Raw genomic sequence first — 12,318 nt, forward strand, 5'->3', positions numbered from 1 at the left:
TACGTGAGAAAATATTACGAAATACTTTGGTGGATGTTTGCCGGAAGTGTGGTGTTGTTCATTTTAAGCAACCAGGTATCGGTAGAATTGCTCTACTTTGTTGCCCTGCCCCTTTCTTTTCTCTTTGCCGGTTACATTCATTCGATCCGCTCATCCGCTTTCGGGAATACAGTACTTTTCCTTTTTATTGCAGCACTGGCTTTTATTCAATATATGAACTGATTACAATTTCTTAACGAAAGACAGCACCACCACAGCCAATCCTTCTTTTCCATCTTCAAATTCAACCCAGAGGTGGTAAGGGCCGGTTTTCTGCACTTTTATATCCACGCTCGGAAACATCTTTCCCGTATTTTCCACATAATTGGAAGCCAATAGTTTGTTGCTGCTATATACTTTCAATATGCCACGACCCGGGAAATCCTGTGAGCTGCAGATGGTGAACCGGTACTGTGTATTTTTCCTTAGCATTAGCGATTTCTTCTGGGAAGGAGGATCTTCCCCAGGAGCAGCACCGCTAAGCTTAACCGTGTAATCTTTCAGGTATTTGGCATCCTCAGCCAATTCCGTGCACATATTCACAAGCTCTTCACCGGTTTGAGCCTGAACGGAATTCAAACTACCCAGTGTCAATATGGTTAAGATTATAATGATGTAAAATCTTTTCATATATTATAATTAACGTATGTTATTGGTTGATTAGTTTGTTTCGTATTTCAACAGATTCATCAATGATCTCCTCCAGCAATTCATCGGAAACGGTGACCACGCTTTTTTCGGTTTGCTCGATAACCAGGCGACCATCTACCACCTGCCGTTTGGGTTCACCCTTCTCGATGGTAATTTTTACGTCGTTAAAAAGCGTATTCAGCCGTTCAAAATCGTCAATCAAAGTGGCAAAATCGGGATTCTGTTCAAAATTTCTCAGCAATATCATAAGATCACCCAGAATGATTTTTTGTTCCCCGATGGCTTCTCTGAGCTCGGGATCGGGGCGATTCTGATACACTTTGCCCGAAAGGTACAACCCTTCAATCCATCCTCCGGCAACCATCAGGGTGCTGAGATTGCTCCGGTTGTTTTCCCTAAGATAGCGGTCCATCTGATTGAAGTTCTTCTGGGAGATATACATCAGGGAATCCAGATTTTCGTTGTTTTTGGCCAGCCTCTGAAGGGTGTTGAAATCGAAAAATTGTCCTACATTCAAATTATTGGCCAATTTCCTTATGGACCTCAGATAATCCAACGCTACCGTTGTTTTGCTATACATATTCATATAACCCAGATCAGCTCCATATACACCCAGAAGCAAGGCCTGATCAAACTGGGTATTGAAATCCTCCACGTCCGTTGAAGCCAGGTGCTCCTTGGTGAAGGGTACATTCAGATTCTTTATCAGGGCCGCTGTCTCAATATGGGAAGAAATGTTCTGGGTCACATTCTCCATGGCCTGGTCCGAAATTTCCAATGTCCCTCGATTGGCAACGGAATCGGGAACGTGCAATTCATCTGAATTTTTGTTATCGGAAGATCCGCAGGAGATTAAAACAAAAAAAACAATGAATATATATACAGTATGTTTCAAATGCATGTTGATCATTGGATGATTTTTACAAAAATAATTATTAAAGTTTATAAGCATTATGTTTTACGAAAGATTATTTGTTTCAGTTTCATTTTTTGGGGCAAATTAAGAAGTTTATATAGCAAATTGTAGTAAAGCGCCGCATAAAGTATGGCGGCCATCAGCACAATGATGCCTATATTGAACCAGTAGGTGCTGAAAAAATTGCCCATAAAATGCTTTCTGGGAGCAAAAAAGTGGGCCCTGAAGTTGAGAAACCCTTCAACCTCCGGATCATGATATATCGGATCAATATGTTGAATGAGTTCGTTTTTGTAGCGGATGATCTTATTCTTTTCAAAGACTTTTTTAACTTGATCGGAGACGCTTTCATTAAAGTGGTTGTCTTTTATTTTCCGGTAAACTTCGGGTTTGTTTTCCGTGAGATAACTCCTGATGTTATCCAGCTTTTTATTGGCCTGATCGAACTCCTGCTGGTAATGTTTTTCGAGTGCTCCGATAAAGTCCTTGATATCTGCCAGGACCTCCCGGTTAATGCTGTCTGCTCTTACACGGCTGACCGACTGAAAGCTGACCCCGGTTCTTTCCGCTTCTTCTTCCAGCTCGTTGCGCAACAGACTCAGCTCATCCCTGAATTTTTCCATATTTTCCGGTTCACTGCCGGCTTTAAGATGGTTTTCAACATATTCCAGGCTTTTTTCAATCTCGGGTATGTAGTACACCTGTTTAAAGTTGGCCTGGCTTTCCTGTTTTTTAAGATCGTAGAAATATTGTTCAAATTCATTGTTTTTGTATTGATTCACCATCAAGGCCTCGTATGACCATTTGGTAGGCATAATTTCGGCAATCATGGGCACCTTTTCTATGCTGCTGATGGAGCGGTTCAGCTTGTCAAAGGGGAACATGGCACCGCTTAAAATCATCATGGGTATCATGAGTAACGGGATGATAATATAAATGGTAACTGCCGAGTTAAAGCTTGCCGAAATATTCAGCCCCAGCATATTGGCAGAGACAGCAGTGATGAAAAGCACAAACCAGTACTCAAAGTACATACCCCTTATTTCCAGAATGCTGTTGGCTATGACAACAAACAGAATGGACTGAATGGCTGATATGAGCAATAATATAAGCACTTTGGAAGAAAGGTAACTGGATTTGCTCAGATTCAAAAATTGCTCCCTGCTGAGTATCTTACGGTCGCGGAATATTTCCTCGGCACTAACGGTTAAACCCAGGAAAAGGGCTACGATAATGGCCATGAAAATGAAAATGGGGATATTTTCATTAAGGCGGAATATGTAATCATTGGAGCTGGGATCGGGGATATATCGTATGATATAGGAAAGGATAAAGCCCAGAACGGGAGCTTCCAGCAAGTTAAGGGCCACATATTGTTTGTTGCTGATCTTGGAAAGGAAATCCCTGATCGTATAGATCTTGAACTGGGTGATCCAGGAAGGAAGATTGGTGGTCGAAGGAGGCTCTTCTTCAACTTCAGAAACTTTTTCTATTTTCACATTGTCGTAGAGTTTTTCTTCCCACTTCTTCGGAGGTATCTTACGTGTATTGGTGTATTGTCCGTACTCATCCACCACCCGGGCTTCCATAATATTGAAAATGAGCTCAGGATTGACATTACCACAGGTAGGGCACTCACCCACATCGCTGTTGACCTGGGCATCCATCTTCTTAAAGTATATAACGCTTTCCACAGGATTGCCGTAATACACCATATACCCTCCTTCATCCAAAATGATCATATTGTCGAACATTTTGTAGATCTCGGATGAAGGCTGATGAATAACCACAAAAATGAGCTTCCCTTTCAGGGTTAATTCACGGAGCAGGTCCATTACATTCTCCGAATCCCTGGAGGAAAGGCCGGATGTGGGCTCATCTACAAACAGTACTGCCGGTTCTCTGATCAGCTCCAGTGCGATGTTAAGCCTTTTCCTTTGTCCGCCACTAATCAGCTTGTTTAATGGTGATCCGACCTTGAGGTGCTTGATATCAGAAAGACCCAGATTAGCCAGGGTTTTATCAACGAGTTCCTTGATCTCGTCTTCACTTTTATCATTGAAAACCAGCCTGGCATTATAGTAGAGATTCTGGAAAACGGTAAGCTCTTCTATAAGCAGGTCATCCTGAGGAATATAACCAATTACGCCCTTTAGCTTATCTTCATCCTCGTGGAGGTTGATCCCGTTTAAACGGATCTCACCGCTGGTGGGACGGTTTAGTCCTACCATAACATTGAGCAATGTTGTCTTACCGGCTCCGCTCGCCCCCATGATCCCCACCAGCTTACCCTGGTTTTCCGAGAAGTTTATGTCTCTCAGGCCCACTGCACCGTTGTCAAATTGATAACCTATGTTTTCGGCAACATAAGAAAGTTTCAGCGAGGTTTTATCGGCAAGGTAATGGGCTACAACATCGCTGTAATAGACAGGCTTTCCTTTTGGAAGCTTAATAGATCCGCCATGAGCGAAAAGATAGATTCTCCTGTTGTTCAAAGGAAGACCGTTCAGATACAGTTCTTCTTCGCCTGTATACCGGAGAAAATAAAGATCAACGCTTCGGATGTGCAGGATGAATATATTGCCTTCAAGTGCTTCGGATTGAATGTGTTTGCATTCCGTGCATTGATTTTCCCTGTCATTGATGATCAATATATTTGGGTTGTCCAGCTTATCAATGTCGTCATTTATCACATAAGTTTCAATGCTCTGGTACTCTTCCCTGCTGATCTTAAATACATCGGCCACCGTATTGATAATGGCCATGCGCTGTTCGGAAAATTTCCTGTCGGCATTGACCAGCTCAAACAGCCGTACCAGAACAATGATCTTTTGTTTTTGTGTAAGGGTTTTGTTGATTTTCTTGCACAATCCGAGAATTCTCACCGAATCCTTTACAGAAGTGAGTTTTCTTTCCCCTGTTTTTTCATTGGATGAATCACCGGTGAAACCGGCCTTTTTATCAAATAATGCAATGTATTCGTTGATGGCTTCGTCATTGAGCTGTTGCGTTAAAAAATTCAGCACATACTCTCGCTCGTTGGTCTCCACCCCATCATCCTGTTTGGCGATGATGGCAAATAACTGCATTAATGCTTTCAGAATCTCTTCACTCATTTCATGTATCTATTTTATACTTCATTCAGCGGTCATGTGCTCCTTATGACAAAAGACCTATCCCTTCAGATAACCGCAATTATTGATGTCTGCCAGGGAAATTTTGATAGCTGAACGGCTCAATTACAATACGTAACTTATCTGCTCAAACGGAATATCCACGATATCTGCGTATTCTTCGCCTGCTTCCTGCATGTCTTCATCGTCTTCCGGATAATACCATTTGACGAGCACCTCGTTTCCATTTTCGTGGAGCCCTTCAAGTTTCATCAATATGTCCAGGAGCAGCTTGGAAGATGCCGTATTGAAATAAACCAGTTTAAATGAAAAAACGGTTTTGGAATTGGGATCTTGAGCATATTCATCCAACCAGTTCAATATGGGCTCATAAAATGTGGACACATCTTCCGGAAGCGACCTGCCGGAGATTTCAAAAATTTCGTTGTCTTTGTCCAAAACAATACTTGGGGTATCGTCGGTTCCTTTTATCTTAATAACTTCCATAACACTTGCTGTTTTTATTCGTTGATTCTAGAAACTGATGATGAAAGAAGGAAAAAGGAGTTTGTCTCATCAATGGGCAGAAAATGATACTCCAGTTTATTTCCTGTTTTTCTGACAATATCAATAAATCCAAGACCTGCACCACCTTTGTCAGACAAACGGCCTTCCCTCATTTGCTTTTTATAAAGTTGTTTAAGGCCTTCTTTGTCAAGCGTGTTAATTTCTTCGAGCATATCCGTTAACTCGTCGATCTTTCGGTTTTCGATGACATTGCCTGTGGTTACATGATAGTCTTCATTGCCTTTACTAACCATAAAAATTCCCCTCCCGGCAAAAAGATAGTCATCAGATCCAAAGGTGTCCGCATGCTTGCTGATGTTCTGCAAACATTCGACCATCACATGAAAGACCTTCTTTTGAACTGTGTCGGACTCATCCTCTTTGGCCATGTTGGATTCCGTGAGGGAGGTAAAAGCTTTGGTTATCTGGTGAGTGATCTCACCTTCATAAACCAGGGTGATTTCATGGGCCTTCATCGAACGATAAAAATCGTATACAAATTCCAGAAAGCCTTTAACATTATGTTTGTCCATAAAATAAAATGAGTTTAATTAAACATAACAAATCCTAAAAATAATTATATTAAAATTCTATTCCAATCATCAGTACATCATCTATTTGCTTGTTGTCCTGTTTCCATCTCTTATACTCTTCGGAGAAAAAGCTGCTGAACTCCTGCATGGACAGTTCTTTGTTTGCCAGGATGCTTTCCCTGATTTTTTTGGGAGTATATTTCCGTTTATCGGGGCCACCTATTTGGTCGGGCAATCCGTCGGTAAAGAAGAAGATTTTGTCTCCTTTTTGTATATCAATCACATGATTGACAAAGTCTTTTTCTGCTTTTTTCCTGTGGGGTATGCCTCCAATGGCTTTCCGGTTGCCTTTATATTGAGTAAGTTCGCCATCCCTGAGCAGGTAAAGCGGTCTGTGTGCCCCGGCATACTGCAGCTCATTGTTTTTCTTATCGATCCGGCAAAGGGCAATGTCCATACCATCTCTTGCTTCGGCATCGAAGCGCTCCTGTTTGAGTGTGCTTCTTACTCCGTAGTGAAGCTTGTCGAGTACCTGGGCTGCCGTATAATTTTTATCATGATCTACAATGTTATTTAACTGGAAATATCCGATAAACGAAAGCAGCGCTCCAGGCACACCATGTCCGGTGCAATCTACTGCTGCTATAAAAATGATGTCTTCATTTTTGACAAACCACGGAAAATCTCCACTTACCACATCTCTAGGTTCATAGAATATAAATGACTTGGGGAGATGTTCCCGGATGATGTTGTTATCAGGAAGGATGGACGACTGGATTCTCTGGGCATAATTGATGCTTTCCGTGATCTTTTTGTTTTTCTCCTGAATTTCCATTTCAATGCGTTTGGCCTCGGTAATATCGTGGCCTACGAAAAGCACGGTTTCCAGTTCATTCTCATTGTATTCGGGTATACTTTTAAAGCTCATAATCCGTTCGCCCAGGTTGGCTGTCGGAATGGTGATCTCTTTAGCCAAATGATTGTTCTGCTGTTTGATCTTTTGTATGGAATCCTGAAAAAATCCGGCCATAGTATCTTCCATCTCAAGTTCCTCGATCCTTGTGTTGATCAGTTCCCTGGGATGCAGGCCCAGATAATCCTGCGACACCGGGTTGGCATAGAAGAACTGCCCCTGGGTATTCAGTCGGAGAATCAGGTCCGGACTGTTTTCTGAGAGGGACTGCATCTTACTTTTCATACGCTCTTCTTTCTCTGCGCGCTTTCTCTCGGTAATATCCCTTGAGTTAAGAATGATCCCGTTGATAGCCGGATCGTCCGTTAAGTTTCGGCCCGTGGTCTCCAGGTATATCTTCTTCCCGTCCTTTTTAACGTATGTATATTGAATGGTTTGCGACTGACTCGGATTCTGCTTCAGGTTTTCGAACATCTCCTTTACGGCGGCTTCCCCTTTGGCAGTAAGCCGGTTCATATCCTGACCTTCACGCATCTCCTCCTGCGTATAACCCAGGATCTTTTCTACGTTGGGGCTCTGGTATTTCAGGTTAAGGCTCTTATCGTATATGGATATCACCTCCGAGGCATTTTCCAGCAAGGCCTGCATCCGGTTCTGGGCGTTTTCTACTTTCTTGACCTGGGCTTCCAGTTCCTTGTTGGATTTCTCCAGCTCGTCCTGTGTAGCCCGCATTTCTTCTGCATTTTGCCGGAGCTCCTCTTCGTTCTCTTTTAATTCCTGCGTCATTTGCTGAGATTCCTGAAGCAAACGTTCCGTTTTCTGATTCATCTTCAGGTTATATATCGTGCGGGCAATGATTTCGGACAGCTCTCTCAAAAACTCTATGGCCAGTTGAGGGATTTCTTCTTTAATATCTGCAAATTCGATCACCCCCTGTAATTTTTCGTCGGTGATCAGTGGGACAATAAGAAGGCTGGCGGGCCTTTTATCGCCCAATATCCCCGATGTGATGGTGGCATAATCCTCCGGAATCTCGGTTCGGTAAATATAGTCCATCTCATAGGCACATTCACCAATCAACCCTTCGCCAATCTGAAATTCCTGGTTGATGTAACGTTTCCGGTTATAAGCATAAGTGGCCACATTCACCAGTTTGTTTTCTTCTTCATTATAAATATACAGGGCCCCCTGGATGATGTTAACATAGTTGATCAGTTTTACGATTACATCATAGGCCAAATCGTCAACTTTATTATGTATTCTCAGGGTATCTGCAATGATATCCTTCCCTTCGGAGATCCAGTTCCTTTCCTTTTCCTTTTTATGACTTTCCAAAAGGTTATCCCGCATCCTCAGCAGGGACTTACCCAGCACATCGTTTTCATCCTTGACTTCAAAGTTAGCATCGTATTGCCCTTCGCCAATTTTCTTTGCAAAAGTGGCATTCCTGTCTATATCGAGATCTCTCTCATGGATGATTTCTTCGAACATCTCTACCTCTTTCTCCCGCTTCCTGTAATATATGTATATAACCGTGCCGACAATAACAGGAATGGCATCAATAAACCAGAAAACGGGATTGTTCGAATGGATTTTGGCTATCGCTGAAAAACCAAAGGAAAGATTGCTTGCGGAAATACCTATGATCCATGCAGCCAGCATCAGTACCAATGAAGCGGCCACACCGGTGATAATATCGTTTTTGGTGATGGTTATGGAATTATTCTCTTGGTTCATACGGCAAATGAATATGTTTTAAAGGGTTTCTGCCAACCTTTTTCCAATTTTCTCCGAAAGCTGTGTAAATATTTCTTCGCTTTTTTTGTCAAAGTGTTTGAATGAGGCCAGTTCAATCAAGCCTATGGTTTTCTCATTATGTATGACCGGCGCAATCAGCAAACCGTTCGGTGAACCGTTACCCAGACCCGAAAGCACAGTAATGTAGTTTTCCGGAATCTTGGTAAGGTTAAGCACTTTTTGATTTTTTGCAGCTTGTCCGGTTAAGTCAACACCCAGCTCAAAATCTTCCGGTTCTTCTTCTCCGTAATAAGCAAATTTACTGGCAATTGTGAAGGTATCGATGTCGTTTTTTCTTACATAAAACAAACCCTGCACAATGTCAAAAATCTCGGCTGAATGGATCAGTATACCTTCAGTGAACCGGGGGGTATCTATGTTTTTGTCCCCGGCAGGAATGATCTTCCTTTCCATCTCTTCAATATCGACTTGTTCTTTTCCACGGACATCCTCATGGGATGTAGCGTCTTCTGCTTCATCAGCTTCATCAATCAAACCATCCGTGGTTTTCTGGAGATATTCCTCTTTTGTTTTTGATCCGGCGGTAAGCTGCATAACCAAAAACAGGTTGACCAGGCTAAATATCACAATAAACAATACCGTTAAGTAAGCCCCACCTGTGGAAATATCCGCTACAATAGCCTGGCTTATATTTATCAGCTTGCCGATCAGTATAAAAGACAAAAGCAGTATAATAAAAAAAGATGAAAAAGCCAGTATTTTCGGAGATTTTATTACCTTATCCCAAATCATATCCTTAGTGTTTTAATAAAAAATTGATTATTTGATCTGTACTGTATATATGATTTCCGTTAGTTGCCTCTAAGGCAGCCCGGGACATTGTTGACACTTCACATTCTTCCGGATCCTGAACAATTGGGGTCCCCCCTGCGTCCTTGATTTTCTTTAGCCCCCAGGCACCGTCTTTATTGGCTCCGGAAAGAATGATGCCTATGAGGTTCCGATGATATGTCTGTGCAGCAGTAGCAAAGGACAAATCAATAGAAGGCCGGGAATGGTTGACGGTCTCTTCTGTAGAGAGGGCGATCTTCTTGTTCAGTTCGATATACATATGATAATTGGACGGAGCAAGATAAGCAATACCCGATTTTATGGAATCTTTGTCATAGGGCTCCAAAACCGGTATATTGGACTTTATTGATAAGGCCTCCATAAAACCGGAGCGGACATGCTTCAGCCTGTGCAGGTTTAATAACAAAGGCATAGAATAACCCACAGGCAGGGCATTCAGAATTTTTGTGATTGCCCTGAAACTTCCTGCCGAACCCCCTATGATAACCGCCTGATACATCTATGATAACTTTTTTTTGTATACACTATCATTCTCGCCGACCAAAACAAAATCTTTGTCTGAATTCCAGTAGTCTATTCTTTCGTTCAACCCGATAATCAGATGCCCCCCCGGAACCAAACAACTATTCATGGTTTTTAGCAGCCGTTCTTCAAGGATCTGGTTGTAATAGAGCATCTGATTTCTCCACATAATAAGTTTCACTCCCCCGGGAGACCGGTCAAAGTTAGCATTTTGACTGAAAAACCGGATATTCCCCAGTAATGATGAATTGAGATAACCCTCCCCATTCTCAATGGTACAGTATTCATCCAGTTCTTTGTCCCTGAAAATCCTTTTAAAATTCGCTCTGTTCACTTCCATTTTGGACAAATCAAATATACCCTGTTTCACCTTATCCATTCTGTTCTCACTGATACTGCTGGCATGAATTTCTACGTAATCTTGAAGATTAAGTTCGGTGAGAAGAATCACCAGTGAATATAACTCTTCTCCCGAGCTTACTTCGGGAAACCAGATTTTGTAGGAAGTGCTTTTTTGAATGAGCGGCGTCAGGAAGTCATCCATTAAAAAGCGCCATAAAGAAGGATCCCGAAACATCTCAGTGTTTTCAACGCATATTTCCTTCAGAAATAACTGAAAAAATGAACCGTCATTGGTGAGCTTTTCCACCAGATTATCTGCCGATTTCAGATTATATCTTTTTATAATATACTCCAATCTTCTTTTAAAGAAGGTCAGGGCATAATTTCTGAAATCAGAATTATAATGCACCTGAATGGCCTTTAAAATATTCCGGGTATCGACAATTCCAAGTTCGTATTCGTTCATTTTCCGGGGACTTTTATTTTTTCTTGTAAAAATTGCCTTTTTTTTCGAACTTGCTGGCTATATCACCCAGCATGCTTTCATGCATACCAAATAAAAGATAGCCATTCGGGTAAAGATGTTCATGCAGCATTTTAAATACTTTTGATTGTAATTCATATTTAAAATAAATGATGACATTCCTGCACATGATGAGATCGAATTTGGCAAAGTACAAATTCTCTCCATTAACCAGATCATGCTTGCGGAATATAGGCTTTTGCCTCAGAAAATCATTCATTATAAGCATATCTTCGGATTTGTTGATCCTGAAATATTTTTCGTAGGGAACATCGTTGTATTCTTCGTAATTAAAAGGATTTTCCTTGATGACCTTGTCAAAATTGTCAAGATAATTGATGTTGAAACGATATTTATAGATTCCTTTTTTTGCATGTTCGAGAGCATCTTCATTAAGATCGGTGGCAAAAATTTTGGCCTGATCGAACAAACCCAGTTCATTCAACAGAATCATCATGGAATAAACCTCTTGTCCGGTTGAACATCCGGCGTGCCAGATATTGATGTTTTTATTTTGCCGGAGCTTCGGTAAAATCCTGAATCTTAAATCCTGCCATACTTTAGGGTCCCTGAATAATTCCGTTGTATTTACAGTGATATTTTTCACTACCTCATCGATTAATTCCCCGTTACTCTTCAATTTTTTAATCATTGCCGGCAGTTCCATCCTGTAATCATTCAACACTTTTTGTATTCTCCGCTTCAAAGACTTTTCCGAATATTCGCTAAAATCATATTCGGAGTAGTGCTTTATAGTGGAAATAAAATACTGGATTTCTTGATCCGATAAACCCATGCGGCAAATTCAATAATTAAATTTTGAATACTTTTCCCTATTACGATAAAATAGATTTTAGGTTTGGATAATTTTATGTAAGAATAATTCGGGTTAAATAAAGAGGCTAAAAATATTCAATTTTGTCCAATTTTGTAACCGAACATTTGATGTTTCTATGAAACCCGCATCCAGAAACCTTCACAACAAGAACATGAGTAACATGCGGGTTCCATGGTAAGACAAGCAAAACACATGAATTTGGCATGTAAATTAATTTGAAAGGCAAACCCTTAATAAACTGTTACACCAATGAATAAAAGCAATTTCACATTGGCTCTCTATGGAATCCAGGATCTCTCAGATGATCCATTTCCTGCATATGTACATGACCACAACCTCGCATTATTTGAGGAAGGGGAACTGTTAAAATATCTGGCACTGGAACGGCATACCAGAACCAAATATGACAGCCGTCTGCCTGGCTGGCTTTATAAACTTTTAAAACAGGAAAAAATACTTGGCATTAAAAATATGGATCTGGTTTTTGTGGATAATACCATTGGGAGGGCATTCATCAGCAAAGAAGGCAATATACGCTTCGAAGCCCCATTGAACCACCAGTTATCGGCTGAGCCTGAAAAGGGAAAGGGATATTTTCTGGACAGGCCTGCTGAAGCCTATGCGGTGAATCATGAGCTGGCCCATATTTTTTCGAATATGCCTTTTTACGGGCCTTTTAAAGAAAACAGCCTGCATGTGCATTTTGACGGAGGCGCCAGTAAAAGCAACTTCTCAGCATGGATTTACAGAG

12 protein-coding genes are annotated in these 12,318 nt (G+C 41.3%); 2 read left to right on the forward strand and 10 right to left on the reverse strand.

Going from position 1 to position 12,318, the window contains the following annotated elements; all coding sequences use genetic code 11:
- The coding region (locus KGY70_10015; protein MBS3775512.1) for a hypothetical protein at positions 1-222 on the forward strand (222 nt) is incomplete at its 5' end.
- On the opposite strand, the gene KGY70_10020 is transcribed toward KGY70_10015, so the two are convergent.
- The 10 genes from KGY70_10020 to KGY70_10065 form a co-directional block, all read right to left on the reverse strand.
- Positions 223-669: a hypothetical protein gene (locus tag KGY70_10020; GenBank protein ID MBS3775513.1), complete on the reverse strand. Its 447-nt coding sequence runs from the start codon at positions 667-669 to the stop codon at positions 223-225.
- A gap of 19 nt (positions 670-688) precedes the next feature.
- A complete protein-coding gene (locus KGY70_10025) occupies positions 689-1,600 on the reverse strand; it encodes a hypothetical protein (GenBank protein MBS3775514.1) in 912 nt (303 codons plus the stop codon).
- 41 nt (positions 1,601-1,641) lie between these two features.
- On the reverse strand, positions 1,642-4,722 hold the full coding sequence (locus KGY70_10030; protein MBS3775515.1) for an ATP-binding cassette domain-containing protein: 3,081 nt from the start codon (positions 4,720-4,722) through the stop codon (positions 1,642-1,644).
- 123 nt (positions 4,723-4,845) lie between these two features.
- On the reverse strand, positions 4,846-5,226 hold the full coding sequence (locus tag KGY70_10035) for a DUF1987 domain-containing protein (protein MBS3775516.1): 381 nt from the start codon (positions 5,224-5,226) through the stop codon (positions 4,846-4,848).
- A 14-nt stretch (positions 5,227-5,240) separates the two neighbouring features.
- Positions 5,241-5,819 carry a SiaB family protein kinase gene (locus KGY70_10040; GenBank protein MBS3775517.1) on the reverse strand — a complete coding sequence of 193 codons (579 nt, stop codon included), beginning with the start codon at positions 5,817-5,819 and terminating at the stop codon, positions 5,241-5,243.
- Between the two features lie 49 nt (positions 5,820-5,868).
- Entirely contained in the window at positions 5,869-8,469 is a 2,601-nt protein-coding gene (locus KGY70_10045; protein ID MBS3775518.1) for a PAS domain S-box protein, read from the reverse strand.
- 18 nt (positions 8,470-8,487) lie between these two features.
- Positions 8,488-9,282: a GAF domain-containing protein gene (locus KGY70_10050; protein ID MBS3775519.1), complete on the reverse strand. Its 795-nt coding sequence runs from the start codon at positions 9,280-9,282 to the stop codon at positions 8,488-8,490.
- A gap of 4 nt (positions 9,283-9,286) precedes the next feature.
- Positions 9,287-9,841, reverse strand: a complete 555-nt coding sequence (locus KGY70_10055; protein ID MBS3775520.1) for a chemotaxis protein CheB — start codon at positions 9,839-9,841, stop codon at positions 9,287-9,289.
- The gene (locus KGY70_10060; protein MBS3775521.1) at positions 9,842-10,672 is read right to left on the reverse strand and encodes a hypothetical protein; all 831 of its coding nucleotides are present in this window, start codon (positions 10,670-10,672) and stop codon (positions 9,842-9,844) included.
- Positions 10,673-10,685: 13 nt separating this feature from the next.
- The gene (locus tag KGY70_10065) at positions 10,686-11,525 is read right to left on the reverse strand and encodes a methyltransferase domain-containing protein (protein ID MBS3775522.1); all 840 of its coding nucleotides are present in this window, start codon (positions 11,523-11,525) and stop codon (positions 10,686-10,688) included.
- Positions 11,526-11,816: 291 nt separating this feature from the next.
- On the opposite strand from KGY70_10065, the gene KGY70_10070 reads away from it, so the two are divergent.
- Positions 11,817-12,318: hypothetical protein (locus KGY70_10070; protein MBS3775523.1), on the forward strand; the 502-nt coding region annotated here is incomplete at its 3' end.

Source organism: Bacteroidales bacterium (assembly GCA_018334875.1).
Taxonomy (GTDB): domain Bacteria; phylum Bacteroidota; class Bacteroidia; order Bacteroidales; family UBA12077; genus JAGXLC01.